This window comes from Devosia sp. 1635 (assembly GCF_013185955.1).
Classification (GTDB): domain Bacteria; phylum Pseudomonadota; class Alphaproteobacteria; order Rhizobiales; family Devosiaceae; genus Devosia.
In genome coordinates, this window is the sequence record NZ_JABAOM010000001.1 from 13,888 (window position 1) to 38,796 (window position 24,909).

The 24,909-nt window shown below is 65.1% G+C and carries 26 protein-coding genes and 1 riboswitch; of the genes, 16 read left to right on the forward strand and 10 right to left on the reverse strand.

Features of this window, described 5'->3' with window-relative positions; translation table 11 throughout:
• The first annotated feature begins 38 nt into the window (after nt 1–38).
• The gene (locus tag HRU92_RS00085; RefSeq protein ID WP_172122538.1) at nt 39–791 is read left to right on the forward strand and encodes a TSUP family transporter; all 753 of its coding nucleotides are present in this window, start codon (nt 39–41) and stop codon (nt 789–791) included.
• Between the two features lie 5 nt (nt 792–796).
• On the opposite strand, the gene HRU92_RS00090 is transcribed toward HRU92_RS00085, so the two are convergent.
• The 3 genes from HRU92_RS00090 to groES all read right to left on the reverse strand — a co-directional run bounded on the left by HRU92_RS00090 (nt 797) and on the right by groES (nt 3,179).
• Nucleotides 797–1,039, reverse strand: coding sequence for a BrnA antitoxin family protein (locus tag HRU92_RS00090; RefSeq protein ID WP_172122539.1), 243 nt, complete (start codon nt 1,037–1,039; stop codon nt 797–799).
• Between the two features lie 138 nt (nt 1,040–1,177).
• A complete protein-coding gene (gene groL, locus HRU92_RS00095) occupies nt 1,178–2,818 on the reverse strand; it encodes a chaperonin GroEL (protein WP_127752123.1) in 1,641 nt (546 codons plus the stop codon).
• Between the two features lie 70 nt (nt 2,819–2,888).
• Nucleotides 2,889–3,179: a co-chaperone GroES gene (gene groES / locus HRU92_RS00100; RefSeq protein WP_127752124.1), complete on the reverse strand. Its 291-nt coding sequence runs from the start codon at nt 3,177–3,179 to the stop codon at nt 2,889–2,891.
• 184 nt (nt 3,180–3,363) lie between these two features.
• Between groES and HRU92_RS00105 the strand changes: the two genes are divergently transcribed.
• The 3 genes from HRU92_RS00105 (at nt 3,364) to HRU92_RS00115 (ending at nt 4,972) form a co-directional block, all read left to right on the forward strand.
• Complete coding sequence (locus HRU92_RS00105) at nt 3,364–3,726, forward strand: DUF427 domain-containing protein (protein WP_127752125.1); 363 nt, start codon at nt 3,364–3,366, stop codon at nt 3,724–3,726.
• 61 nt (nt 3,727–3,787) lie between these two features.
• Entirely contained in the window at nt 3,788–3,985 is a 198-nt protein-coding gene (locus HRU92_RS00110) for a hypothetical protein (protein ID WP_127752126.1), read from the forward strand.
• A 21-nt stretch (nt 3,986–4,006) separates the two neighbouring features.
• Nucleotides 4,007–4,972, forward strand: a complete 966-nt coding sequence (locus tag HRU92_RS00115) for a DMT family transporter (RefSeq protein WP_349236674.1) — start codon at nt 4,007–4,009, stop codon at nt 4,970–4,972.
• Here HRU92_RS00115 and HRU92_RS00120 read toward each other — a convergent pair.
• Complete coding sequence (locus HRU92_RS00120; protein WP_173087293.1) at nt 4,969–5,514, reverse strand: dihydrofolate reductase family protein; 546 nt, start codon at nt 5,512–5,514, stop codon at nt 4,969–4,971. The two genes, HRU92_RS00115 and HRU92_RS00120, sit on opposite strands and share 4 nt — an antisense overlap.
• A 65-nt stretch (nt 5,515–5,579) precedes the next feature.
• Complete coding sequence (locus HRU92_RS00125; RefSeq protein ID WP_173087294.1) at nt 5,580–6,968, reverse strand: sigma-54 dependent transcriptional regulator; 1,389 nt, start codon at nt 6,966–6,968, stop codon at nt 5,580–5,582.
• A 139-nt stretch (nt 6,969–7,107) separates the two neighbouring features.
• Between HRU92_RS00125 and HRU92_RS00130 the strand changes: the two genes are divergently transcribed.
• The 8 genes from HRU92_RS00130 (at nt 7,108) to rsmD (ending at nt 18,028) form a co-directional block, all read left to right on the forward strand.
• A complete protein-coding gene (locus HRU92_RS00130) occupies nt 7,108–8,340 on the forward strand; it encodes an EAL domain-containing protein (RefSeq protein ID WP_172122542.1) in 1,233 nt (410 codons plus the stop codon).
• Nucleotides 8,341–8,423: 83 nt separating this feature from the next.
• The gene (locus tag HRU92_RS00135; protein WP_127752130.1) at nt 8,424–9,290 is read left to right on the forward strand and encodes a TIGR01459 family HAD-type hydrolase; all 867 of its coding nucleotides are present in this window, start codon (nt 8,424–8,426) and stop codon (nt 9,288–9,290) included.
• 6 nt (nt 9,291–9,296) lie between these two features.
• A complete protein-coding gene (locus HRU92_RS00140) occupies nt 9,297–10,268 on the forward strand; it encodes a bifunctional riboflavin kinase/FAD synthetase (protein WP_172122543.1) in 972 nt (323 codons plus the stop codon).
• A 625-nt stretch (nt 10,269–10,893) separates the two neighbouring features.
• Complete coding sequence (ileS, locus tag HRU92_RS00145; RefSeq protein ID WP_172122544.1) at nt 10,894–13,860, forward strand: isoleucine--tRNA ligase; 2,967 nt, start codon at nt 10,894–10,896, stop codon at nt 13,858–13,860.
• A 135-nt stretch (nt 13,861–13,995) separates the two neighbouring features.
• On the forward strand, nt 13,996–14,565 hold the full coding sequence (gene lspA / locus HRU92_RS00150) for a signal peptidase II (RefSeq protein ID WP_172122545.1): 570 nt from the start codon (nt 13,996–13,998) through the stop codon (nt 14,563–14,565).
• 75 nt (nt 14,566–14,640) lie between these two features.
• Complete coding sequence (locus tag HRU92_RS00155) at nt 14,641–15,342, forward strand: hypothetical protein (RefSeq protein ID WP_172122546.1); 702 nt, start codon at nt 14,641–14,643, stop codon at nt 15,340–15,342.
• Nucleotides 15,343–15,438: 96 nt separating this feature from the next.
• Nucleotides 15,439–17,421: a pseudouridine synthase gene (locus HRU92_RS20700; RefSeq protein WP_282567726.1), complete on the forward strand. Its 1,983-nt coding sequence runs from the start codon at nt 15,439–15,441 to the stop codon at nt 17,419–17,421.
• Nucleotides 17,422–17,452: 31 nt separating this feature from the next.
• The gene (gene rsmD, locus HRU92_RS00165) at nt 17,453–18,028 is read left to right on the forward strand and encodes a 16S rRNA (guanine(966)-N(2))-methyltransferase RsmD (protein WP_172122548.1); all 576 of its coding nucleotides are present in this window, start codon (nt 17,453–17,455) and stop codon (nt 18,026–18,028) included.
• Between the two features lie 621 nt (nt 18,029–18,649).
• Here rsmD and HRU92_RS00170 read toward each other — a convergent pair.
• The 3 genes from HRU92_RS00170 to HRU92_RS00180 form a co-directional block, all read right to left on the reverse strand.
• Complete coding sequence (locus tag HRU92_RS00170; RefSeq protein ID WP_172122549.1) at nt 18,650–19,060, reverse strand: Fur family transcriptional regulator; 411 nt, start codon at nt 19,058–19,060, stop codon at nt 18,650–18,652.
• Nucleotides 19,050–19,865, reverse strand: coding sequence for a metal ABC transporter permease (locus HRU92_RS00175; RefSeq protein WP_172122550.1), 816 nt, complete (start codon nt 19,863–19,865; stop codon nt 19,050–19,052). Before HRU92_RS00175 ends, HRU92_RS00170 begins: the two co-directional genes overlap by 11 nt.
• Before the next feature lie 134 nt (nt 19,866–19,999).
• Nucleotides 20,000–20,812, reverse strand: coding sequence for an ATP-binding cassette domain-containing protein (locus tag HRU92_RS00180; protein WP_172122551.1), 813 nt, complete (start codon nt 20,810–20,812; stop codon nt 20,000–20,002).
• 85 nt (nt 20,813–20,897) lie between these two features.
• Here HRU92_RS00180 and znuA point away from each other — a divergent pair, with 85 nt between their 5' ends.
• Nucleotides 20,898–21,893, forward strand: a complete 996-nt coding sequence (znuA, locus tag HRU92_RS00185) for a zinc ABC transporter substrate-binding protein ZnuA (RefSeq protein WP_172122552.1) — start codon at nt 20,898–20,900, stop codon at nt 21,891–21,893.
• On the opposite strand, the gene HRU92_RS00190 is transcribed toward znuA, so the two are convergent.
• Nucleotides 21,894–22,250, reverse strand: a complete 357-nt coding sequence (locus HRU92_RS00190) for a DMT family protein (protein ID WP_172122553.1) — start codon at nt 22,248–22,250, stop codon at nt 21,894–21,896. It abuts the gene before it with no gap.
• Nucleotides 22,251–22,255: 5 nt separating this feature from the next.
• Entirely contained in the window at nt 22,256–22,510 is a 255-nt protein-coding gene (locus HRU92_RS00195) for a DUF2164 domain-containing protein (protein ID WP_172122554.1), read from the reverse strand.
• Between the two features lie 94 nt (nt 22,511–22,604).
• A riboswitch (cobalamin riboswitch) is annotated at nt 22,605–22,823 on the forward strand.
• Between the two features lie 36 nt (nt 22,824–22,859).
• On the opposite strand from HRU92_RS00195, the gene HRU92_RS00200 reads away from it, so the two are divergent.
• The 3 genes from HRU92_RS00200 to cobW are packed head-to-tail and all read left to right on the forward strand — an operon-like array spanning nt 22,860 to nt 24,866.
• Nucleotides 22,860–23,042 (forward strand): CbtB domain-containing protein, encoded by a 183-nt coding sequence (locus HRU92_RS00200; RefSeq protein WP_172122555.1) that lies wholly within the window; start codon nt 22,860–22,862, stop codon nt 23,040–23,042.
• 25 nt (nt 23,043–23,067) lie between these two features.
• A complete protein-coding gene (locus tag HRU92_RS00205; protein WP_172122556.1) occupies nt 23,068–23,811 on the forward strand; it encodes a CbtA family protein in 744 nt (247 codons plus the stop codon).
• A complete protein-coding gene (cobW, locus tag HRU92_RS00210; RefSeq protein ID WP_172122557.1) occupies nt 23,808–24,866 on the forward strand; it encodes a cobalamin biosynthesis protein CobW in 1,059 nt (352 codons plus the stop codon). The genes HRU92_RS00205 and cobW overlap by 4 nt, the downstream gene beginning before the upstream one ends.
• Nucleotides 24,867–24,909 lie beyond the last annotated feature (43 nt).

The window sequence follows — 24,909 nt, forward strand, 5'->3', positions numbered from 1 at the left end:
CGACTCTTCCGCCCGCCGCCTAACCCCCGGACCCTGATATGCTGCTCGATCCCCTTGTGCTGCTGGCGCTCGCTGGCGCTGGCATGCTGGCTGGCTTTGTTGACGCCATCGCCGGGGGAGGGGGCATGATCTCGCTGCCCGCGCTGCTTTCGGCCGGCGTGCCGCCCGTGGCCGCGCTCGCGACCAACAAGCTGCAGGGCGTGGTGGGAACGAGCCTTGCGGCGCTGACCTATTGGCGGCGCGGCTTTGTCACCCTGCGCAAGCTCGTGCCCGCGCTCTTTACTACTTACGCCGGCAGCCTTGTTGGCGCTCTCGTGGTCAAGCAGATCGACGTGACCTTGCTTGATGTCGCGGTGCCGGTGGCGCTGATCGGGGTGGCGCTGTATTTCCTTTTCGCCCCTAACTTGTCCGACCTCGATCGCGCGCCGCGCCTGCGCTTTGAGCTCTTCGTGCCGCTGATGGGCTTTGTGCTCGGCTTTTACGATGGGGTGTTCGGTCCGGGCACCGGCTCGTTCTTCACCATCGGCTTTGTGATGCTGTTCGGGCTCGGCATCACCCGCGCCGCCGGCAACACCAAGATCCTCAACCTGACCTCAAACCTGTCGGCCCTGATCATCTTCATCATCGCCGGGGACGTGGTCTGGCCAGCCGCCATCGCCATGTCGGTTGGCCAAGTGGTGGGCGGCTATGCCGGCGCGCGCATCGGCATCCGGTTCGGGGCCAAGATCATCCGCCCGCTGGTGGTCGTCGTCTCGATCATCCTCGCCCTGCGGCTGCTGATCTTCCGCTAAAAAACCTAGTCCTCGGGCTCCAGCCCGGCGGCCTGGCGCAGCGCCGCGTTGATGCGCTCCTGCCAGCCCGGCCCATCCTCCTGGAAATGCTCCAGCACCGCCCGGTCGAGCCGCAGCGACACCAGTTCCTTGCCACCCGGTGGCGTAGCCGCCTTGGCGGGTGCCGCAGGTGCAGCTGGTTTGCTCGTGGCGCTCTTGAAGGCGGCTTCCGCCTGGTCGTAAGCGCTTCCGCGTCGTGGCGTCCGCATACAATCCTCGTGGGTTGAGAGCCCTCACTCTAGCGCGGGATCGGCGCAAGAAAAAGGCGCAGTGTTTCCACTGCGCCTTTCCAACCAAGATCGTGACTGGGAAGAAACGATCCTGAATTTTTTGCCTGAATGGCTGGACTAGAAGTCCATGCCGCCCATGCCGCCCATGCCGCCGCCGCCCGGCATTGCCGGTGCTGCGTCCTTGGGAGCCTCGACGATGAGGGCTTCGGTGGTGATCAGCAGCGAAGCAACCGAAGCTGCGTCCTGCAGAGCCGTGCGAACCACCTTGACCGGGTCGATAACGCCCAGCTGCACCAGATCGCCATACTCGCCGGTTGCGGCGTTGTAGCCGAAGGTGAGCGAGGAGTTCTCGAGGATCTTGCCCACAACCACGGAGCCTTCGGCACCGGCGTTATTGGCAATGGTGCGTACGGGCTCCTGCAGAGCGCGCTTGACGATGGCGATACCAGCGTCCTGGTCGGCGTTGATGCCCTTGACGGTCATTGCGTTGGAAGCGCGCAGCAGCGCCACGCCACCACCAGCAACAATGCCTTCTTCAACGGCAGCGCGGGTAGCGTTGAGAGCGTCATCGACGCGGTCCTTGCGCTCCTTGACTTCCACTTCCGTGGAGCCGCCGACGCGGATCACGGCGACACCGCCAGCGAGCTTGGCCAGGCGTTCCTGCAGCTTTTCCTTGTCGTAGTCCGAAGTGGTTTCCTCGATCTGCGCCTTGATCTGGCCAACGCGACCCTGGATGTCTTCCTGGGTGCCGGCACCATCAACGATCGTGGTGTTTTCCTTGGTGATCTCAACGCGCTTGGCAGTGCCCAGCATGTCGATGGTCACGTTCTCGAGCTTGATGCCGAGATCTTCGGAGATCACCTGGCCACCGGTCAGGATGGCGATGTCTTCCAGCATGGCCTTGCGGCGATCGCCGAAGCCCGGAGCCTTGACGGCAGCAACCTTGAGGCCACCGCGCAGACGGTTGACGACGAGGGTCGCAAGAGCCTCACCTTCAATGTCTTCGGCAATGATCAGCAGCGGGCGCTGGCTCTGCACAACCGACTCAAGGATCGGCAGGATGGCCTGCAGGTTCGAGAGCTTCTTTTCGTGGAGGAGGATCACGGGATCTTCCAGAACGGCAGTCATCTTCTCGGCATTGGTCACGAAATAGGGGCTGAGATAGCCGCGGTCGAACTGCATGCCTTCAACGACATCGAGCTCGGTCTCGGCAGTCTTGGCTTCCTCGACAGTGATCACACCCTCGTTGCCGACCTTCTGCATGGCTTCGGCAATCATGTCGCCGATGGACGATTCGCCATTGGCCGAAATGGTGCCGACCTGGGCAACTTCGGACGACGACTTGATCTTGGACGAAGCGGCCTTGAGCGAAGCCACGACTTCTTCCACGGCCATGTCGATGCCGCGCTTCAGATCCATTGGGTTGAAGCCGGCGGCAACAGCCTTGACGCCTTCAACAACAATGGCCTGACCCAGAACGGTCGCGGTGGTGGTGCCGTCGCCGGCGATATCGTTGGTCTTGGAGGCGACCGAACGCAGCAGCTGCGCGCCCAGGTTCTCGAACTTGTCTTCCAGTTCGATTTCCTTGGCAACGGTCACGCCGTCCTTGGTGATGCGCGGAGCACCGAAGGACTTTTCGATAACGACGTTACGACCCTTGGGGCCGAGGGTCACCTTGACCGCATTGGCCAGGATGTTGACGCCACGCAGCATCTTGTCGCGCGCGTCGGTGGAGAACTTTACTTCTTTAGCTGCCATGTGAGGCGCTCCTTAAAGTGCAGACAGGGAAAAGGGCAGGGAAGCGGGCTATTTGACCGAGCAAATCGCCTTACGCTTCGACGATGCCCATGATGTCGGATTCTTTCATGATCAGCAGGTCTTCACCGTCGACCTTGACTTCGGTGCCGCTCCACTTGCCAAACAGCACGCGGTCGCCGGCCTTGACGTCCAGCGCCACAACCTTGCCGCTGTCATCGCGGGCACCTGGGCCAACTGCAACAATAACGCCTTCGGAGGGCTTTTCCTTGGCGGTGTCGGGAATGATGATCCCGCCTTTAGTCTTTTCCTCGCTGTCGAGACGGCGGACGACCACGCGGTCGTGGAGGGGACGGAAGCTCATGATTGCTCCTATAGCATCATCGGGACTGCAAATTCGCGCCCTTTGGCACTCACCGAGTGAGAGTGCTAACAGGGTGTCGCTGATATATGCAGGGGGCGCATCCGAGTCAAGCCGGGGCAGGGTGAACCCCGGGCGGGGATGATGCGTTGAGCACCGATACGCACAGCTAGAAAGGCACGAGATCATGACCGTTCAATGTCTGGATAAAGACATCAAGATCCGGCCGGCCGAAGGCCGCGTCCATGTCATCTTCGATGACGCGGAAATTGCCGATTCCATCCGGGCGCTGGAAGTCGATGAGCCCGGCTCGCCGCTGCGCATTTACTTGCCGCGCGAGGACATCCAGCCCGGTATTCTCGAGGCCACCGACACCCACACCACCTGCCCCTATAAGGGCGAGGCCTCCTACTACACCATCAAGACCCTGACGGCGACTGCCGAGGATGCTGCCTGGTATTATCCCGATCCTTGTCCATTGGTGGAGCCCATCCGCGATATGATCGCCTTCTGGGGCGACAAGATCGAATATCGCCGCACAGCGGTTTAACCGCCATTGCGGGTTGCCTTGGGGCTTTCATCGCCCCAGGGCTTGGGGCATAAGGGAAGCCATGAACACACCAGCTCAACCCCTCCAGATCCGCCTGCGCCTCAAGGGCGGCAGTGGCCAGAACGCCAATTGGCAATGGGAACTGCTCGATGCCGCCGGCGCCGTTGTCAAATCCGGCAGCGCCATGGGCCCCGAGCACAAGGCCTTCGCCACCGCCCGCCAGGCCAAGGAAAAACTCGAAAAAGCCGCTGCCAACTAAGCCAGCGCAAACGAGACGCAAGTGACACTTTCCGGCGGGGCCAACCCGGCTTTTTCTCCACCTGCCACGGTTGCTCCGCTACGTGGCATCACCCTCAAGGTTGCTTCGGTCTGCGTTTTCGTGGCGATGTCGGCCCTGATCAAGGCGGCCGAGAACATTCCTGCGGGCGAACTCGTGTTCTACCGCTGTTTTTTCGCCATCGTGCCGGTGCTGGTTTATCTCGCCTGGCAGGGCAATCTGCGTTTCGGCCTGCACACCAACAATCCGTTCGGCCATGTGCTGCGTGGCCTCATCGGCATCGCCTCCATGGGCCTGAGCTTTTACGGGCTGACCATGCTGCCGCTGCCCGAGGCCATTGCCATTGGCTATGCCGCGCCGCTGGTCGTGGTGGTTCTGGGCGCCGTGCTGCTCAAGGAGCGGGTGCAGCTTTACCGCTGGACGGCGGTGATCGTGGGCCTGGTCGGCGTGATCATCATGCTTTGGCCGCGGCTCACCATCCTGAGCGGGCAAACCGCCATGGGCACCGGCGAAACCCTGGGCGCACTCGCCGCGCTCCTGGCAGCGATCTTTTCGGCCTTTGCCATGATGCAGGTGCGCCGCCTCGTGCAAACCGAGCGCACCGAAACCATCGTGCTGTATTTCTTCATCACCGGCTCGGTGCTGTCGCTGTTGACCCTGCCATTCGGCTGGGTTTGGCCCACGCTCGAGCAGACCGTGATCCTCGTCCTGGCCGGCATTGCGGGGGGTGTTGGGCAGATCCTCCTCACCGCCAGCTATCGCCATGCCGAAATGTCGGTGATTGCGCCCTTTGAATATACCTCGCTGCTGCTCGGCTTGGCGGTGGGTTACTTCGCTTTCGGCGACATCCCGACGCTGCCCATGCTGGGCGGCGCTGCGATCGTGATCGCTTCGGGCATCTTCATCATCTTCCGCGAGCACCGCCTGGGGCTCGATCGGAACAAGGCCCGCCAGGCCAGCAGCCTTTAGGCCGCATTGCCGGGGACGCGATAGCGCGATTGCACCAGGCCCGATGGAAAGGCCTGGGTTTCCACATGCTCGAGCACCAGGTCGGCCCCAAGCGGCCCGAACAGGGGAATGCCCTCGCCGATCAACACCGGAATGCGGCTGATCACCAGATCCTCGATCAGCCCGGCGCGCAAAAACGCCTGGATCAGTTTGCCGCCATCCACATAAGCCGCGCGCCAGCCCCGGCCCGCGACCAGTTGCATCGCCTCCTCGGGCGTTGCATCCACAATCTCGACTTTGTCGGCAATCTCCTCGGGCACATCGGTCTGGGTGATGCTGCCGCTCAGCACCAGCACGGGCTTGGAATAAAACCACGGCCGGAAATGCTTGATCACCTCATAGGTGCCGCGCCCCATGATCACCCCATCCATCCGTTCCATATGGGCGTTGAAACCGTGATCCTCGCCAAGCGTCGGGTAATCCGTCAGCCAGGCGATGTCGTCATTCTTGCGCGCGATAAAGCCATCCAGGCTGGTGCCGATAAACACATGACCAGTGGTCACAACTCACCTCCATTGCTGAACCGGGCTTGATCTAAATCCGTGCCCTGTCAAACCCTGGCAGCAGGCTAGCTGGCCACCTCCAGCCCAGCCCAGCCCTGGCGCTTGCGGTAGATGGTCGAGGGGCTGATCTCCAGGGCCGCTGCCGCCAGCGAGATATTGCCGCCAAAGCTGGCAATGGCATCCTCGATGATGCGCTGTTCCTGCTCCCACATTGGCCGCACCGGCGAACGGCGCTCGGCCCGATTGCCGCCGGGGCCCAGTTCGCCCACTGCAGCGCTCGAAGCCACCATGGCCGCACTCACCTCGCCGCCATCGGCGAGCACGGCGATGCGCCGCATCAGGTTCTCGAGCTGCCGCACATTGCCGGGCCATTCCGATCCGCCCAGGACCGCAACCGCCTCGGGCGAAAACCCGGAGAACTGCTTGCCCTGCTCGCGCCCGAACCGCTCAAGGAAATGGCGGGCGAGGGGCAACACGTCGCTTGGCCGTTGCCGCAGCGGCGGCAGGTGGATCGGCAACACATGCAGCCGGTAAAACAGGTCTTCGCGCAATTGCCGGGTTTCGATCAGCTGCGTCAGCGGCTCCTTGGTGGCGCAAACCACTCGTATATCGAGCGCGTTGGTTGGCACCTCGCCCTCGCCAGTGATCCGGCCGGTCTGCAACAGGTGCAGCAGCTTGGCCTGCAGTTCGGGGTCGAGTTGCGCAACTTCGTCAAGAAACAGCGTGCCGCCATCCGCCCGCCGCGCCGCGCCGACGCCATCCGAGCCGGCGCCGAACAATTCGCGTGCCAGGGAATCAGCGTCGGCTGCCGCGCAGTTCACCACGACCATGGGGCGGCCAGCGCGCGGGCTGCTGCCATGCAGCGCCTCGGCGCACAAATTCTTGCCGGTGCCGCTTTCCCCGGTGATGAACACCGGGGCAGGGGAAGGCGCGATCCGCATGATCTGCTCGTAAACGGCCTGCATCGCCCCTGAGCCACCCACAAAGCCGGCAAAATCGGCCGAGGGCCGGGGCAGGGCGGGCTCACCCAAAAGGGCACTGGCCTTGCCGTGGCGCTGTGCCAGCTCGCCGATTCGCGTCAACAGCGTTGCCCCGTCAACCGGCTTGGTCAGGCAATCATGCGCCCCAGCCCGCATCGCCACCAGCGATGCCGACACCGAACCACCATCCGACAGGGCAATCACCAGCGCGCCATCGGCCAGTTTGACCAGTCGCGCCATCGCCTCGTCAGGGCCGGGATCTTCGAGGCTTCCGAGATCCACCAGCACCAGGTCAAAGGCTTCGCGCCGCAAGGTTTCCGCCCCGGTCCGGCCGCAGGCCGCCAGGGCAAGCTGTGGCGCTGGCTGCAATTGCCCCGAGAGAGCTTCTTTGAGGTGCCGCACCGATCGCTGATCACGCTCGATCAGGAGCAGCCGGCCCGGCACTGCCAGGGGTCCCCCAGTGTTTGTCGCCATTGCGGCTTTGCCTTTGGTATAGTTCGACGCCCGCCGATTGTTCTCCAACAGGGTAAATATTCCGTTCCAGCCAGGGCCGGGGCGATGCTAAGAACATTGGGGCCGAATCCCGGCGCCGTTTTGGGGATCGCATCGCGCTGTGCAGGGCCTGGTTTACACCTTTATAGCGGTTTCCGCGGCAGCAGCTGGAGCTGCGGCCTATTTCGGGCTCGCCTTCACCCCCGCCCAGGCCATTCTCGCCGCGCTGGTTTTCGGCTGCATCGCCGTTACCGCCCATGAGCGCGTCCTGCGCCAGCGCGCCGAGCAGCGGCTCGAGCGCGCCATCGAGGAATTGTCGCGCCTCCTTTCCACCGATGCCAAGGCTGGCGCCGTGCTCGGCCAGCGCATCAACGCCATGGCCGACCTCAATGCCGGCCCGCGCCTCGGCGCCGTCGAAGCCGACATCTCCGTTCTGGGCACCGTGATCCGCCAGGTCGCCGAAGCCGTCGCCGATATCGAGGAAAGGGCGGCCCAACCTCAGGCCGCACCCGCCGCGCTGCGACCTGCCCCAGCCGCGACCATCGTGCCGCCACCACGCGAACCCACGATTCCGCTCGAAACCGTGCGGCGCGCCTTTGGCGAAGGGCGGCTGCTCTTTCACGTCCAGCCCGTCGTGACCTTGCCCCAGCGCCGGCCCACCGGCTTTGATCTGGTGCCGCGCCTCGCCCTCGAAGCGGGCGCATTGGCTGAACCGGCCGATTTCCTGCCCCGACAGGGCGGCGCCGATGTGCTGCGTCAGCTCGAAAGCATCGGTTTGCTCGAAGCCATTACCCTGGCCCGCCGCGCCCGCACTGCCGGGCAAAGGCCTAATCTCTTTGTGCCGCTGTCGCGGGCGACCCTGGGCGACGGCCAGGCCGCCGAAGGGTTGATCGCTTCGCTCGAAGCCAATCGCCCCGTAGCGCCGAGCCTGATCTTTGCGATCGAAGAAGCAGAGTGGCTGTCCCTGACCACCGCCGAGCGCGCCGTGGCCGACGCCGTCCACAAGAAGGGCTCAGGCTACAGCATCCTGGCCGTGCAATCGCTGCGGCTCGATGTGGGTGAACTGGCCGCGCGCGGCGTGCGCTCGCTGCGCATCGATGCCGCGCGCTTCCTCGAAGCGCCGCAATCCCTGACTGATTTCCACGCCGCCGATATCGCCGATTACCTCGCCCGCTTTGGCGTGACGCTGCTTGCCAGCGGGGTATCAGCGGAAGCGCAGATCCCCGAATTGATCGATCACCGCATCACCCTCGTGCAAGGGCCTCATCTGGGCGCTGCCGCCCCGTTGCGCGGCGATCTGCTGCTCGATGGCGGCCGCCAGCCCGCGCCCGCCTTGCATCGGGTCGAGGGCTAACTCCACCACTCCCGTGCTGTTTGGGCTTGATCGGCGCCCCCAAGCTGCCACATAGCACGCAGCAGTTTATTTCGGAGTTCCCCATGACGTCCCATCCCGCCTCCATTTCCGGCCTGTCCGATCTTGCCGGGCGCTATGATGCGGTGCTGAGCGATGTGTGGGGTGTGATCCACAATGGCGTGTCGGCCTTCCCCAGCGCCGTCGACGCCCTCGTGAAATATCGTGAAGCTGGCGGCACGGCCGTGCTGATCACCAATGCGCCGCGCCCCTCGGGCCCGATCGTCGACATGCTTGATCGCCTTGGCGTGCCGCGCTCTGCCTATGATGCCATCGTTTCCTCGGGCGACGCCACCCGCGCCATGATCGCCCGCTACCAGGGCCGCCCGATCCACCATGTCGGCCCCGCCACCGAAGACGATGCGCTCTACGAGGGCCTCGATGTGCGCCGCACCACGGCCGATGAAGCAGAAGTGATTGTGGTCACCGATCTCGATGACGACACCCACACCCCCGAAATGTATCGGGAACGCGCCGAGCACTGGCTCGCGCGCAAGCTCCCCATGATCTGCGCCAATCCCGACCGCGTCGTGGAACATGGCGACCGCCTGATCTATTGCGGCGGCGCGCTGGGCGACCTCTACGAAGCCATGGGCGGGATCGTGCACATGGCCGGCAAACCCTATCGCCCCATCTATGAGGAAGCCTTCCGCCTCGCCGAACAGGCCGCTGGCAAGCCCCTCGACAAAAGCCGCGTGCTCGCCATTGGCGACAGCGTGCGCACCGATGCCACCGGCGCCGCCCAGTTCGGGCTCGACCTGCTGTTCATCACCGGCTCGATCCACGCGGCCGAACTCGATGCCTTTGGCAGCCCCGATCCGCAGCTGATCGCCGATCTCGTGGCCCCCAGTGGCGCCCGCCTTGCCGGCTTCCTGCCGCGCCTCACCTGGTAGGCGCGCGTGGCCTTTATTCGACTATCCAGCCTCGATGACGTCCCCGCCGCCCTGCGGGGCGCCTATGTCGCCATCGGCAATTTCGATGGCTTTCATCGCGGCCACCAGTCGATCCTGGCCGCCCTCAAGACCGAAGCGGCGCGGGCGGAGGCGCCCGCGGTGCTGCTGACCTTCGAGCCGCATCCGCGCGATGTGTTTGCGCCCTCGCCCTTCATGTTCCGCCTCACCGATGGCGACGCCAAAGCGCGGCTGGCGGAAGCCCTCGGGCTCGATGGCATCGTCATCCTCCCCTTCGATCGCGCCTTTTCCCAGATCGAGGCGGAAGACTTCGTGTCCCGCTTTCTCGTCGATGCCATGAACGTCGCCGGCGTCATTGTCGGCTCCGACTTTCATTTCGGCCGCGGCCGGCGCGGCACGCCCACTTTCCTCAAGGCGGCGGGGGAGGCGGCGGGCTTTGCCGTCCAGACCCTTGATCTGATGGACGAGGGCGACGAGCCCATCTCCTCCTCGCGCATCCGCGCCGCCCTCTCGGAAGGGGCGGTCACCGCGGCCAATCGGCTTTTGGGCTACCACTGGTTCTTTGATGGTTGCGTCGTGCGCGGGGACCAGCGCGGCCGCGAACTGGGCTACCCCACGGCCAACACCATGACCCCCAACGGCTTCCAGCTTGCCCAGGGCGTCTATGCCGTGCGCGCCCGCCTCGGCAATCGCCTTTTTGGCGGCGTTGCCGCCTATGGCAAGCCCATGTTCGACAACCAGCGCCCGCCCTTTGAAACCCACCTCTTCGACTTCGACGAGGACATCTATGGGCAAACCATCACCGTCGCCCTGGTCGGCCATATCCGCGGCCAGGAAGTGTTCAGCGGCCTCGATGAACTGATCGCCGCCATGGACCGCGACTCGGGCAAAGCCCGCACCCTCCTCACCCAAGCCACCCCCCTCAGCCCGCTCGACGAACAGCTGGGTTTCGTCGGCTAGCCCAAGAACTCGGCCCCATGAGCCATCGCCTCCCTCCCCCCTTGAGGGGAGGGACCGAGGGTGGGGGTTCCGGCTTTGCCTCCGAGTGGAGCCTGGGTACGGTTCCCCTTCGCTCCTCCACTCAAGCTCAGCCGCCTGCACCCCCACCCTAGCCCTCCCCTCAAGGGGGAGGGGACCTATCGTGCCCAACTCCTTGCTCTCGGCTCCTGCCCTCCCTCCCCCTTGAGGGGAGGGCCGGGGAGGGGGTGGTGCGGTGGGCCACTGATGAACCCCCACCCCCAACCCCTCCCCTCAAGGAGGAGGGGAGGCTCTCCACCGGGCTCTAGGCGGGAGTTCAGCAAGCGGTCCACTGCGCTTAAATATCTCCTCGCAAGCCAAATCCCGCAGCCATCGCCTCCCTCCCCCTTGAGGGGAGGGCCGGAGAGGGGGTGGTTATGTGGGCCACTGATCGACCCCCGCCCCCAACCGCTCCCCTCAAGGGGGAGAACCCGCCGCACTCCGCGTCCGCCGGCATTCACGCGGAACTGACGGCCCCCATCACCCCCACCCACCGCAAATCAACCTTTGCCCCTCGCGCCTCACCTTGCTAAAAGGCCGCCAACCTCCCCCAAAGATTGCCGCCTCCATGACCGATACCGCTGCAAGCGCCACCGAAACCGATTATTCGTCGACGCTGTTTTTGCCGCAGACCGAGTTCCCCATGCGCGCCGGGCTCCCCGATCGCGAGCCGCTCTGGCTCAAGCGCTGGGAAGAGATGGATCTTTATGCCCGCCAGCGCGAACAAGCGGCCGATCGTCCGCTGTTTACGCTCCATGACGGCCCTCCCTATGCCAATGGCAACATCCATATCGGCCACGCGCTCAACAAGACGCTCAAGGACATGGTGTCGCGCTCCATGCAGATGCTCGGTTTCAACTCGGCCTATGTGCCCGGCTGGGACTGCCATGGCCTGCCTATCGAATGGAAGATCGAGGAGCAGTATCGCGCCAAGGGCCGCGACAAGAACGAAGTGCCGATCATCGAATTCCGCCAGGAATGCCGCGCCTTTGCCGAGCAATGGGTCGATATCCAGCGCGACGAGTTCAAGCGTCTGGGCGTGCTCGGTGAATGGGACAATCCCTATCTGACCATGAGCTTTGACGCCGAAGCCCAGATCGCGCGCGAGCTGATGAAGGTTGCCGCCTCCGGCCAGCTTTATCGCGGCTCCAAGCCCGTGATGTGGTCGGTCGTGGAGCGCACCGCCTTGGCCGAGGCCGAGATCGAATATCAGGATTATGAAAGCGACACGATCTGGGTGAAATTCCCCGTGCATGGCGCTTCAGCCGAAGCCGGCGCTGATTTTGCCGCCACCGCCCGCCAGGTGCGCGACCTCGGTTCGGCCTTTGTGCTGATCTGGACCACCACCCCCTGGACCATCCCCGCCAACCGGGCGATCTCCTATTCCTCCAAGGTCGCTTACGGCCTCTACGAGATCACCGCGGCCCCCGAAGGCAATTGGGCGAAAACAGGCGAAAAATACGTCATCGCCGACAAGCTCGCCGCTGAAGTCTTTGCCAGGGCCAAGGTCGAAAGCTTCACGCGCCTCGGCGATGTCGATCCCGGCCAGATCACCGCTTGCCACCATCCGCTGCGCGGCCTTGCCGGCGGCTACGATTTCGATGTGCCCCTGCTCGATGGCGAACACGTCACCGATGATGCCGGCACCGGCTTTGTGCATACCGCACCCAGCCACGGCCTCGATGACTTTGAAATCTGGATGAACTCGGGCCGGCTCCTCGCCGAGCGCGGCATCGACACCTCCATCCCCTTTGCCGTGGACGATGCCGGTTTTTACACCGCCGAGGCCCCCGGCTTCGAAGGCGCCCGCGTCATCGATGACAACGGCAAGAAGGGCGACGCCAATAACCGCGTGATCGCAGCGCTCGCCGAGCGCGGCATGATGGTCGCCCGCGGTCGCGTCAAGCACTCCTATCCCCACTCCTGGCGTTCCAAGAAGCCGGTGATCTTCCGCAATACGCCCCAGTGGTTCGTTTACATGGACCGCGCCATCGAGGGCGTTGCCGGCGATACCTTGCGCCACCGTGCGCTCAACGCGATCGACGCCACCAAATTCTATCCGCCTGCGGGGCAGAACCGCCTGCGCTCGATGATGGAAGACCGCCCCGATTGGGTCCTGTCGCGCCAGCGCGCCTGGGGCGTGCCGATCACCGTCTTCGTGCATCGCCAGACCAACGAAATCCTCAAGGACGATGCGGTCAACCATCGCATCGCCCAGGCCTTTGAGGCAGAAGGCGCCGATGCCTGGTACGCCGAAGGCGCCGCCCAGCGGTTCCTCGGCGAGAGCTACGTCGCGGCGGACTACGAAATGGTCCGCGACGTGCTCGATGTGTGGTTCGACAGTGGCTCGACCCACGCCTTTGTGCTGCGCAACAAGCAGAAATGGCCCTACCTCAAATTCCCCGCCTCCATGTATCTGGAAGGCTCGGACCAGCATCGCGGCTGGTTCCATTCCTCGCTGCTCGAGAGCTGCGCCACCAACGGCTTTGCCCCCTATGAAAGCGTGCTGACGCACGGCTTCACCATGGATGGGGAAGGGCGCAAGATGAGCAAGTCCCTGGGCAACACCGTTGCCCCGCAGGACATCATCAAGCAATACGGCGCCGATATCCTGCGCCTCTGGGTGGCGTCCTCCGATTATTCCGAGGATCTGCGCCTGGGCAAGGAGATCGTCCAGACCACGGTGGATGCGTATCGCAAGCTGCGCAACACCCTGCGCTGGCTCCTGGGCAATCTTGCCCATTACCAGCCCGCCGATGCGACCGAGCCCGCCGACATGCCCGAGCTCGAGCAGCTGATCCTGCATCGCCTGGCCCAACTCGATGGCCAGGTGCGCGCCGCCTACAAGGAATATGACTATCGCCGTGTGGTGACGCTGCTCACCAATTTCATGAATATCGAGCTGTCGGCGTTCTATTTCGATATCCGCAAGGATGCGCTCTATTGCGACCCGATCTCCTCGGTGCGCCGCCGCTCTGCCCTGACCGTGCTCAATGGGCTTTTTGATTGCCTCACGGCCTGGCTCGCGCCCATCCTCGTTTTCACCATGGAAGAGGTTTGGCTCGAGCGGCACAAGGAAGCCGATGCCTCCGTGCATCTGCGCTTGTTCCCCGAAGTGCCCGCCGCCTGGCTCAACGACGAACTGGCCGCCAAATGGCAGCTGATCCGCAATGTGCGCCGCGTCGTCACCGGGGCGCTCGAGATCGAACGCCGCGAAAAGCGCATCGGCTCCTCGCTCGAAGCGGCCCCCAAAGTGTTCATCAGCGACCCTGCTTTGCTTGCGGCAGTCGAGGGTGAAGACCTGGCCGATATCGCCATCACCTCGGCGGTTGAACTGGTCGAGGGCGAAGGCCCCGCCGATGCCTTCCGCCTCGATGACGTGGCCGGTGTTGCGGTGGTGCCGGGTCTGGCCGAGGGCAAGCGCTGCGCCCGCTCCTGGAAGATCCTGCCCGAAGTGGGCAGTGATCCCGACTTCCCCGACGTCACCCTGCGCGACGCCCAGGCCCTGCGCGAACGCGCCGCCGCCGGTCTCTAGCCTGGTGCCCGAGCTTCGATCTCAGCTCCGCACGTCCCTTCACCTCCCCCTCCGTGGGGGAGGCCGGGTGGGGGCGAACGACTCCCGATCTTCGCACGACCCCGCGACATCCCCCAATTGGTTGGACGCCTCCCGATGAATCTGCGCGCCCTTGCCGACCCCTCCGTTTACGTCTCGCTCGCCGCAGCCGTGCTCGTTTTCGGCCTCGATCGGGCGCACAAGACCATGCAGGTGTCCGCCAACTGCATTTCGCTTCTGGCGGGTGCCTGCGTTGATCACTTCGAGGCTTTCATCCCCTTTTCCATGAGTGGCTGGAGCGGGGGCGAAGTGGTGCGCGTCACCCCGTTCTTTGATTATGTCCTCGTCTGGAACACCGGCATTTCCTATGGCCTGCTCGACGGCTTGCCGGTCTGGACCCTGGGGCTCGTCATGCTGGTCGCCGTCGTCGCCCTCGCCATCTGGTGGGTGCGCGCCGATAGTGCTCTGCTGCGTCTCGGGCTGGGCCTGTGCATTGGCGGCGCGCTGTCCAATGGCGTTGACCGGTTGATCTACGGCGCCGTGGCCGATTTCTTTCATTTCCACTGGGGCACGATGTCGTTCTACATCTTCAACCTGGCCGATGTGGCGATCACCGCCGGGGTCGTCTTGCTGTTGCTCGACATGCTGGGCGTTGGCCGTCCACGCGCCGCTACGCCCACTGCTTGAACATGCTCGCGCCCCAATCTGGTTTTAGGCGCGAAACTAGTTTATAAGCACTCCCGACATTCTGAAGGACGTTTCATGCGCATGGGATCCACCGGGCCACAGACTGCTGCAAAGCGAGCTTCCCTTTGGGGCAAAGCCGGTTTGGCTCTGCTGCTGACCCTGACTTTGGCGGCCTGCACCACCGTGGAAGGCACCAATGCCTTGACCGATGTCGGCACTTTCGAGCGCGAGGTGATGACTTCGACCGCCCGCGGCGTCGGCCTGCTCAACCGCGCCGACCCCAAGGAAGATCTGACCCAGGCCCGCGCCCCGCTGGTGCTGCCGCGCGATGCCGCCTCGCTTCCGGCTCCGACCCAGTCGGCCGCCGCCCAGTTGCCCGTCAACAGCGACCGCGTCCAGCTCAACACCGCCGGCATGAGCGAAGCCGAGATCAAGCGCCTGCGCAATGCCCGTGTCGTCGATACCCGCACCATCGCCGGTCGCCCCCTGACCGAGCAGGAAACCTCGGCGCTGACCGCCCGCATGCAGGGCGCCAATATGGAAGTCAGCACCACCGGCAAGCGCCCGCTTTATCTGCCGCCTGACGACTATTTTACCCGCGTGGGTGATGCCGATTTGCTGTGCCGCACCCCGAGCGGGGAAGTGGTCTCGCTGCGCGACCGCCGCTGCCCCGCCGATGTGCGCCGCGCCATCGAGGCCCAGCAGCCCCAGGTCACGAGCCCCGGTACTTTGGGCGCCGGCCCCAATGCCAGCATGAAGAGCATGACCAGCAGATAGGCTCAGGCCGCACTCGTTATTCAGCCCCGCCCATTGCGGCGGGGCTTCTTGTTTCCGCGCCGCCCCTTTGGGTCCCGCATGAAAGGCACCGAACTCATGGCCGACCAACCAGCCTCCCCCGATACCGGCGATCGCCTCGCCAAGGTCATCGCCCGCTCCGGGCTTTGCTCGCGCCGTGATGCCGAAGTGTGGATCACCGAGGGGCGCGTCGCCGTCAACGGCAAGAAGGTCATCACCCCCGCCTTCAACGTCACCGACCGCGACAAGGTCACCGTCGATGGCGCCCCGCTCGCCGCCCGCCAGGGCACCCGCGTGTGGCTTTATCACAAGCCCGCTGGCCTCGTGGTCACCGAGAAAGACCCTGAAGGCCGCCCCACCATCTTTGAAGCGCTCGAAACCCACGGCCTGCCACGCGTCGTGTCGGTCGGCCGGCTCGACATCAACACCGAAGGCCTGCTGCTCCTCACCAATGATGGCGGCCTCAAGCGCGTGCTCGAACTTCCCGCTACCGGCTGGCTGCGCCGCTATCGCGTGCGCGCCCATGGCACCGTGACCCAGGCCGCCCTTGATCGCCTCAAGGACGGCACCGAGATCGATGGCGTCAAATACGGCTCCATCGAAGCCACCCTCGAGCGCGAGCAGGGCTCCAATGTCTGGCTCGTCATGGCACTGCGCGAAGGCAAGAACCGCGAGGTCAAGAACGTGCTGGGCGCGCTCGGCCTTGAGGTTAATCGCCTGATCCGCGTCTCCTATGGCCCGTTCCAGCTCGGCGACATTCCCGTCGGCGCCATTGAAACCGTGCGGGCGGCCACCCTGCGCGACCAGCTCGGCAAAAAACTGGCCGAAGCGGCCGATGTGGATTTCGACAGCGAAATGCCTGAAGCCAATGCCCTGATCGGCAAGCCTACCCGCGACCGCCTGACCGGCCGCGGCACCAACACGGTCGAGATTGCCCGCCAGCGCTTCCGCTTCACCGACCATGCCGAAAAAACCGAGGAAGAGCTGCGCGCCGAACGCCCGCGTCAGGATCGTCCGGGCCGCTTTGACAACCGCAAGCCCGGCCCGCGACGTGTCGAGGAGCGCGAGGAATACGAGGCGCCACCGCGCCGCGTGATCTTTGATGATGGCCGTGAAGAAGAATTCGTGGCCAAGCGTTCCACCCGCGCCCCCGCCTTCCGCGACAGGGACGACCAGCCCGCCCGCAGCTTTGGCAAGGCCCCCGAGCGTCCCGCCAAGCCCGCCTTCGACAAGCCCCGCGGCCCTCGCCGCGAGGATGGTGACCGCAGCGGTCCAAAATCTTTTGGCGACAAGCCCAAGCGTTCATTCGGTGACCGTCCCTCCGGCGGCAAATCCTTTGGTGATCGCCCCGGCGGCACCAAGTCCTTTGGTGATCGCCCCGGCGGCACCAAGTCCTTTGGTGATCGCCCCGGCGGCAAGTCCTTTGGTGGGCGTCCTGGTGGCAACAAGTCCTTTGGCGATCGGCCGCGTCCGCCACGCCCCGAAGGTGGGGCCGAGCGCCCATCGCGCGAGTTCACCGGCACGCCCCGTGGTCCGCGCCGCAGCGACGCCGAACGCCCGCAGCGTGATTTCCAGCCGCGCACGCGCGCCGACGCCGAGGCCGCGGGCGCGCCCCGCGCTTACACCCCGCGCCCCGACGCCGATCGTGCGCCCTCGCGCCCTGGCCGCAATTTCTCGGACAAACCGCGCGGCAATCGCCCCGATGGCGATCGCCCACAGCGCGGTCCTCGCCCTGCCGGTGATCGGCCGCAACGCCCCGCTGGTGCTCGCCCGGGTGGTCCGCGTCCGGGCCGCGACGAGTTCGGCTCGGAAGCCAAGACCTATGGCAAGCCCAAGGTTCGCCCCGACGGCAAGCCCCATCCCAAGCGCGAAGGCGCGGCCCCGGCCCGCGGTCCTCGTCCCGGCGGATTCGGCAAGCCCGGTGGCGCCCGCCCCGGGGCATCCGGTGGCGCCCGCCCCGGTGGCGGCGGTCGTCCGTCTGGTGCTGGTCGGCCAGCGGGTGGCCCACGCCCCGCGGGTGGGGCAGGGCGCCCATCGGGCCCCCGCCGGCCAAAACCCTGACCGCAAGCGTGCCGAAAGGGGTTTGAGCTAGATGCGCATCGTTGCCGGCCGCTTTCGCGGCAAGGGGCTCAATTCGCCATCCGATCTCTCGATCCGGCCTACTGCCGATCGGGTTCGCGAATCCATGTTCAACATCCTTGCCTCGCGCCTTGGGCCGGTGCTGGATGGTGTTCGCGTGCTTGATTTGTTTGCCGGCACCGGCGCGCTGGGGCTCGAAGCCCTGTCGCGCGGCGCCAGTCACGTCACCTTTGTCGATACCGGCGCTGAAGCCCGTGGCCTGATCCGCGACCATATCGAGGCTTTTGGCGCCGGGGGCATTACCAAGCTCCTGCGCCGCGACGCCACCGATCTCGGCGTACCCGGCTCGATGAAGCCCTTCAACCTCGTCTTTCTCGATCCGCCTTATGGCAAGACCCTGGGCGAACAGGCGCTTGCGGGCCTGCGCGACAACAACTGGCTCGCCCCCGGGGCCACCATCGTCTGGGAAGAAAGCCGGGACGCCACCCTCGACATCCCCGCCGGCTTCACCCTCACCGACCGCCGCGAATACGGCGCCGCCGCCATCCACTTTTTGGTTTTTGGCGAGGCCGAAGAGGCTCAGGCCTAGGCGCCCTTCGGAGCGTCCCCAATCTCCCCCACCCACCAGCTGTCACCCCGGCCTCGAGCCGGGGCCCATCCCGAGATACCGCGAACTGAGCCCGGCCCCCGGCCTATCGGCTCCTGCCCTCCCTCCCCCCTGAGGGGAGGGCCGGGGAGGGGGTCGACCAATCGCCACCGCAGCCCGCGTAAAGCGGGAATGCACACAACCGCACCCATCCATCCGCCCCATCGCCTCCCTCCCCCTTGAGGGGAGGGATCGAGGGTGGGGGTTCAGGCCGTCGGACAAACTCGTCACGGGGGAAGACCCACCGCTCGAACCCCCACCCCAGCCCTCCCCTCAAGGGGGAGGGGGCGCATCGCGCATCTGGACGGTCAGGAGGACTTAACAGCGTGGGAGGTCCAATCTCCCTCGCCCCCAGCTGTCACCCCGACCCTGAGCCGGGGCCCGTCCCGAAATTCTTCCGCTTTCGCCAACGGCGGGGTCCCATCGCCTCCCTCCCCCTTGAGGGGAGGGATCGAGGGTGGGGGTTCAGGCCGTCGGGAAAACTCTTAACGGGGGAAGACCTACCGCCCGAACCCCCACCCCAGCCCTGCCCTCAAGGGGGAGGGAGGGCATCGAGCCTAGCCCCTACACCCCCACACAAGCCTCGCACCGCCCGCGAATTTCCATCGTCGTGCGCTCGACCTTGAAGCCCGTTTTCCCTGCCCATTCCCCCAGCCGGCTTTCGATCACGGGGTCAGCGAATTCATCGACCTTGCCGCACCCTTCGCAAATGGCAAACGCGATCAGCCCCTTGCGATGGCAGTGCTCGTCCGCACAAGCAACGAACGCATTGAGCGATTCCAGCCGGTGGGCGAGGCCCCATTCCACCAGCTTGTCGAGCGCGCGATAAACCTGCAGCGGCGCCCGCAAACCGTCCTCGCGCAGCCGGTCGAGAATGTCATAGGCGCTGAGGGGAGCCGAGGACCCGGTCAGCGCGCCCAGCACCAGCCCCTGGTTGCGCGTCAGGTCAGTGGGTGCGGCGTGGCTATGCGCCATGAATTTTCCTCCCAAACAATTTGTGGACCGGCACGGCGAGCGAAACCAGAAACACCAGCAAGGCCGCCACGACGATGGAGGGTCCGGAGGCCGTATCCCAGTTGCGCGAGCCGAACAGCCCTCCCACCACGGCAATCACCCCGAGCCCCGCCGCCACCGCGGCCATGCCTTCAGGTGTTGCGCTTAGGCGCCGCGCCGTCGCCGCCGGAATGATCAGCAAGGAGGTAATCAGCAGCACGCCCACCAGTTTCATGGCAATAGCGATGACGCTGGCCATCAGGATCATGAGGATGATCCGGCTCGCTTCCGGGCGCAGCCCTTCGGCTTCCGCCAGCTCGGTGCTGACCGTCGAAGCCAGCAGCGGCCGCCAGGCCAGCGCCAGCACGACGAGGATCGCCGTGCCCCCGCCATAGATCACCATGATATCCTCGACCGAAACGGCAAGAATATCGCCAAACAAAAAGCCCATCAGGTCGATCCGCACCGTGGTCAAAAAGCCCACCAGCACCAGTCCCACGGCGAGGGTCGAATGGCTCAAAATGCCCAACAGCGCATCGGTCGAGAGCGTCGCCTGCCGCTGCAACAGCAGCAGCGCTCCGGCGACGAGAGCCGCAACCGCAAACACGCCCAGCGTCATGTTGAGTGACAAGATGATCGACAGCGCCACGCCGAGCAGCGCCGAATGGGCCATCGTATCGCCGAAATAGGCCATCCGCCGCCACACGACGAAACACCCCAGCGGCCCCGCCACCAGCGCCAGCCCAATCCCGGCGATGAGGGAGCGCGAAAAGAAATCACCGAACATGTGCGGCTCCCTGGAGGACCGATGCAACCGCCCCAATCCCGCCAAACGCGCGATCCCGTCCCTTCCCCCTTGAGGGGAGGGCTGGGGTAGGAGTGCCGGCCCCTCCACCAAACTCGACCTTCCTGCGCATGCCCCTAGTGCCCATGCCCGTGCCCCCCATGCCCGTGCGAATGAGCATGCTCATGCGCCGCCCCAGCCGCCACCACGCAGCCGTCGTCGTGGTGCTCATGGTCGTGGTGGTGCTCATAAATCGCCAGCGTTTCCGCCGCGCGCGGCCCGAACAGCGCGAGATATTCCGGGCTGCGCTTGACTGCCGCCGGCGTGCCGGTGCAGCACACATGTCCATTGAGGCAGATCACCGTGTCGGTTTCCGCCATCACCACATGCAAATCATGGCTGATCATCAGGATACCGGCGCGCGAGCTGTCGCGGATCTGGCGCACCAATTCATAGAGCGCCACTTCGCCGGCAAAATCGACGCCCTGCACCGGCTCGTCCAGCACCAGAAGGTCCGGCTTGCGGATGGTGGCGCGGGCAAACAACACGCGCTGGAATTCCCCGCCCGACAATTCCTGCACCGCCGCTCCGAGGAGCCGCCGCGCCCCGACCAGATCGAGCGCCGCCTCGATTTCGCTGCGGCTGAAGCGGCCGGTCAGCGTCATCAGCCGCTCCACCGTCAGCGGCAGCGTCCAGTCGATGGTCAGCTTTTGCGGCACATAGCCGATGCGCAGCCCCGGCAGGCGCGTCACCGTGCCCATTGTCGGCTTGAGCACGCCCGTCGCCATCTTGGCCGTGGTGGATTTGCCCGAACCATTGGGCCCGATCAGCGTCACGATCTCGCCGCGCCGGATGGCCAGGTCGACCCCTTCCACCAGCACGCGCGCCCCCCGGCGCACGCCGGCGCCGCTCATGCTGATCAATGTTTCGCGTCCTGCCTGCCCGTCCATTTCTGCTCCATCACGTCGCTTGACAGCGTTCTAAACGTTATAGCATAACGCAGCAAGAACGTAATAACATAACAGGATTGCGCCGATGAAGCTGCTCCCCCTTGCCTTGGTTTCGAGCCTGCTGCTGGGCAGCACGGCCATGGCCGCGCCCAATGTGGTAGCCTCGATCAAGCCGGTGCACTCCCTCGTTGCAGCCGTGATGGAGGGGGTAGGGGAGCCGACCCTCATCGTTCGCGGCGCCGCTTCCCCCCACACCTATGCCCTGCGCCCCTCCGACGCCGGTGCGCTGCAGGATGCTGATCTCGTGTTCTGGACCGGGGCTGGCATGGAGCTGTTCCTCGCCGATGCACTGACCACGCTTTCAGGCGAAGCCGAAGTGGTGGAGCTGAGCCAGGCGCCTGGCATCACCCTCCTGCCGGTCCGCGAAGGCGGCACTTTCGAGGCGCACAGCCACGAGGGCGAGGGTCATGACCATGAGCACGACCACGAGGGTCACGATCACGAAGGCCATGACCACGAAGAGCACGATCACGACGAGCACGCCCACGAAGGGCACGACCACGACCATGGCGGCGACATGCATTTCTGGCTCGATCCGCAAAACGCGGTGCACATGGTCGATGCCATCGCCGCAGCGCTCAGCACGGCCGACCCGGAAAACGCCACCGCCTACACCGCCAATGCCGAGCGCGAAAAAGCCGATCTCGTCGCGCTGCAAGCCGAACTGACCGCGAGTCTCGCACCCGTCGCCGACAAGCCCTTCCTCGTCTTTCACGACGCTTACCAGTATTTCGAGAACCGCTTTGGCCTCACCGTCGCGGGCTCCGTCACCGTCACTCCGGACGTCATGCCCGGCGCTCAGCGGATCGACGCCCTGCGCGCCCGCGTGGCCGAACTCGGGGCTACCTGCCTTTTCGCCGAACCCAATTTCGAGCCGACCATCATTGCCGCCATCACCGAGGGCAGCACGGCCAGGGCCGGTGTGCTCGACCCCGAAGGCGGCGCCCTCACCGAAGGCCCAAACCTTTACCCCGAACTGCTGCGCGGCCTCGCCAATGGGCTCCTGGACTGCCTGGGCTAGCTAACCCAGCGGCCCCTTGAAGATAAAGAATGCCCCGAGCGCAATGAGCCCGAACCCGATCCCGTGGTTCCAGGTGAACTGCTCGCCCAGATACGTGGCGCTGAACAGCACAAAGACCGAGAGGGAAATCACCTCCTGAATGGTCTTGAGTTCGGCGCCGCTATAAACCCCGTAGCCGATGCGATTGGCCGGCACCGCCAGCCAATACTCGAAAAACGCGATGCCCCAGCTGGCCAGCACCACCACCCACAGCGCCGTGCCGGGGAATTTGAGGTGCCCATACCAGGCAAAGGTCATGAAGAGGTTGGACGCGATCAAGAGCCCGATCGGGGCCAGCGTGGCAAAGTTCCAGCCCATGGCGATTACCGCGCGCCCTTGGTGGGCTGTTCGAGCGCATACAGCGCATCGCTGATCGACTCGACCTTCTTGCGCAGCAGCTCCTGGGCGTCATGCAGCCCGCGATTATAGTAATAGGCGCCCATTTTTTCGGCAAAAAAGGTCATCAGCATCTCGGCCGGCATCGGCCCGATGGTCTGGTCCAGCTCCAGCCGGAAATAATCCTGGATCTCCGCCACCATGGCCTTGGTTTCGTCGCGGCTGAACTTGATCGGCTTCATTGCGGGCAGGGCTCCAGAATCGGCGGCACGATAATGCCGCGATCGCCCGTCCGGCAAGCGCCACGCCGCGATTGACCCCTCCGGCCCGCCATGCGAGAACACAGCCTGTGTCGGTTCCCCAAGCCCGTTGTGGCGCGGGGATCAAAAGGGAACACGGTGCGGATTACCCATCAGGGGCCAAAACCGTGGCTGCCCCCGCAACTGTAAGCGGTGCGCTCCTCTCCTTATGCCACTGGCAGCCAAGCTGCCGGGAAGGCGAGAGGCGCTCTATTCACCGCAAGCCAGGAGACCTGCCGGCACAGCAACGAGCTTGTAAGCTCTTTTTCGTTCCGCGCACGGAGGGTGCCGCATGAATACCACCACTGTTTCGACTGGCCTTCAGTCTCTTTCGCTGTCCCAGCGTCTTGTCGCCGGCTCGCTCGCGCTCCTGCTCGGGCTGACCCTCCTGGTCGGCACCGGCTTTGCCGGCGATTATCGCCTGCACAACGGCGCCCACGACACCCGCCACGCCATGGGCTTTCCCTGCCACTAAGGGCGAGCACGAGAGACGACCAAAAATGTTCCGCAATCTGTTTTTTGCTGCGCTGGTCGCAGCCCTTTGTGCTGGCCTTGTGGCATCCACGATCCAGCATTTCCGCGTCACCCCGCTGATCCTGCATGCCGAAAGCTTCGAAGGGGAGGGTGGCCATTCCCATGGTGAGGAGGCCACTCCGGCCGAGCATACCCACGCCCCCGGCACCCCGGCCCATGATCATGGCGCTGACGAATGGGCGCCCCAGGATGGTCTTGAGCGCACCCTCTATACCGTGCTCGCCAATCTGCTCGCCGCCGCCGGCTTTGCCCTCGTGATCGGCGCTGTGGGCCTCCTGGCCAATATCCCCATCACCACCGGCAATGCGCTGCTGTGGAGCCTGGCCGGCTTTGCCAGCTTCACCCTTGCGCCCGCCTTTGGCCTGCCGCCCGAACTGCCCGGCATGCCCGCCGCCGGTCTGGGCGCCCGCCAGCTCTGGTGGGTCGCGACGGCCCTTGCCACCGGCGCCGCCTGCCTGCTGCTGGCCAAGACCCGGGCGGGCTGGGCGATTGCCGTGGCGCTCGCACTCGTCCTCGCGCCGCACATCGTGGGCGCCCCCGCGGCTCCCGAAGAGCCAAGCGCCGTTCCCGCCCATCTCGCCACCGCCTTTGCCGCCGCCACCATCGGCAGTTCAGCCGTGTTCTGGCTGGTGCTGGGTGTCGTCTTCGGCCTCGTCAATGATCGCCTCGCCCGCCGCGAGGCTTCCCACCCCATCGGAGCTCCCGCATGACCACCAAGATCCCGACCACCGTCATCACCGGCTTTCTGGGCGCGGGCAAGACCACCCTCGTGCGCCACCTCCTCGCCCATGCCCCCAAGGGCAAGCGCATCGCCCTCATCATCAATGAATTCGGCGATCTCGGCGTCGACAAGGACATCCTCGCCGGCTGCGGCGACGAGACCTGCCGTGAAGAGGACATGGTCGAGCTGTCCAATGGCTGCATCTGCTGCACCGTGGCCGACGAATTCATTCCCACCATGCAGGCACTGCTGAATCGCCCTGAAAAATTCGATCACATCGTCATCGAAACCTCGGGCCTCGCGCTGCCCCAGCCCCTGATCCGCGCCTTCAACTGGCCCGAGATCAAGGCGCAGGTGACCGTCGATGGCGTCGTGACCGTCGCCGATGCCGCCGCTCTTGCCGAGGGCCGCTTTGCCGCCGATGAAGCCGCCGTCGACCGGCAGCGCCGCCTCGACGAAATGCTCGATCACGAAACGCCCTTGGGCGAGCTCTTCGAGGATCAGCTGGCCGCCGCCGACATGGTTATCATCAACAAGACCGATCTGGTGGATCCCGCCACCCTCGAAAAAGTCGAGCAGAATATCCGCGCTGAGCTGCGCCCCGGCGTCGGCATTGTTCGCGCCGCCAATGGCCATGTCGATATCGCGGCGCTTCTGGGCCTTGGCATGGCTTCCGAAGCCGACATCGCCAACCGCCCCAGCCACCACGAACTCGAGCACGAGGGCGAAGGGCACGAGCACGACGATTTCGACAGCTTTTCTCTCCAGCTCCCCGCCATTGCGGGCAAGGACGAGCTGCTTGCCATCATCGAGGACACGATCCGCACCCATGACGTGCTGCGCCTCAAGGGCTTTGCCGCCGTGCCGGGCGCGGCTGCGCGCCTCGCCATCCAGGCCGTCGGCCCCCGCATTACCGCCTATTTCGACCGCCCCTGGGCGCCCGGCGAAACCAGGCAAACCGCACTCGTCGTCATCGGCCAATCCCCGCTGGACCGCGCCGCCATCACCCAAAGCCTGCGCCGCGCCGAGCCTGTGGCGGCATAAGCTCAAAGAGAATGGCTCCACACACCGGGATAGGTTTGCACCC

Bases quoted from the DNA above. Each gene is read 5' to 3' on its own strand.
- znuA (WP_172122552.1), top strand. From the start codon at position 20,898: ATGAAGCTGCTCCCCCTTGCCTTGGTTTCGAGCCTGCTGCTGGGCAGC.
- HRU92_RS20700 (WP_282567726.1), top strand. From the start codon at position 15,439: ATGGCCGACCAACCAGCCTCCCCCGATACCGGCGATCGCCTCGCCAAG.
- rsmD (WP_172122548.1), top strand. From the start codon at position 17,453: ATGCGCATCGTTGCCGGCCGCTTTCGCGGCAAGGGGCTCAATTCGCCA.
- lspA (WP_172122545.1), top strand. From the start codon at position 13,996: ATGAATCTGCGCGCCCTTGCCGACCCCTCCGTTTACGTCTCGCTCGCC.
- HRU92_RS00170 (WP_172122549.1), bottom strand. From the start codon at position 19,060: ATGGCGCATAGCCACGCCGCACCCACTGACCTGACGCGCAACCAGGGG.
- HRU92_RS00085 (WP_172122538.1), top strand. From the start codon at position 39: ATGCTGCTCGATCCCCTTGTGCTGCTGGCGCTCGCTGGCGCTGGCATG.
- cobW (WP_172122557.1), top strand. From the start codon at position 23,808: ATGACCACCAAGATCCCGACCACCGTCATCACCGGCTTTCTGGGCGCG.
- HRU92_RS00125 (WP_173087294.1), bottom strand. From the start codon at position 6,968: ATGGCGACAAACACTGGGGGACCCCTGGCAGTGCCGGGCCGGCTGCTC.
- HRU92_RS00155 (WP_172122546.1), top strand. From the start codon at position 14,641: ATGCGCATGGGATCCACCGGGCCACAGACTGCTGCAAAGCGAGCTTCC.
- HRU92_RS00105 (WP_127752125.1), top strand. From the start codon at position 3,364: ATGACCGTTCAATGTCTGGATAAAGACATCAAGATCCGGCCGGCCGAA.
- groES (WP_127752124.1), bottom strand. From the start codon at position 3,179: ATGAGCTTCCGTCCCCTCCACGACCGCGTGGTCGTCCGCCGTCTCGAC.
- ileS (WP_172122544.1), top strand. From the start codon at position 10,894: ATGACCGATACCGCTGCAAGCGCCACCGAAACCGATTATTCGTCGACG.
- HRU92_RS00175 (WP_172122550.1), bottom strand. From the start codon at position 19,865: ATGTTCGGTGATTTCTTTTCGCGCTCCCTCATCGCCGGGATTGGGCTG.
- HRU92_RS00135 (WP_127752130.1), top strand. From the start codon at position 8,424: ATGACGTCCCATCCCGCCTCCATTTCCGGCCTGTCCGATCTTGCCGGG.
- HRU92_RS00195 (WP_172122554.1), bottom strand. From the start codon at position 22,510: ATGAAGCCGATCAAGTTCAGCCGCGACGAAACCAAGGCCATGGTGGCG.
- HRU92_RS00110 (WP_127752126.1), top strand. From the start codon at position 3,788: ATGAACACACCAGCTCAACCCCTCCAGATCCGCCTGCGCCTCAAGGGC.
- groL (WP_127752123.1), bottom strand. From the start codon at position 2,818: ATGGCAGCTAAAGAAGTAAAGTTCTCCACCGACGCGCGCGACAAGATG.
- HRU92_RS00190 (WP_172122553.1), bottom strand. From the start codon at position 22,250: ATGGGCTGGAACTTTGCCACGCTGGCCCCGATCGGGCTCTTGATCGCG.
- HRU92_RS00205 (WP_172122556.1), top strand. From the start codon at position 23,068: ATGTTCCGCAATCTGTTTTTTGCTGCGCTGGTCGCAGCCCTTTGTGCT.
- HRU92_RS00200 (WP_172122555.1), top strand. From the start codon at position 22,860: ATGAATACCACCACTGTTTCGACTGGCCTTCAGTCTCTTTCGCTGTCC.
- HRU92_RS00090 (WP_172122539.1), bottom strand. From the start codon at position 1,039: ATGCGGACGCCACGACGCGGAAGCGCTTACGACCAGGCGGAAGCCGCC.
- HRU92_RS00180 (WP_172122551.1), bottom strand. From the start codon at position 20,812: ATGGACGGGCAGGCAGGACGCGAAACATTGATCAGCATGAGCGGCGCC.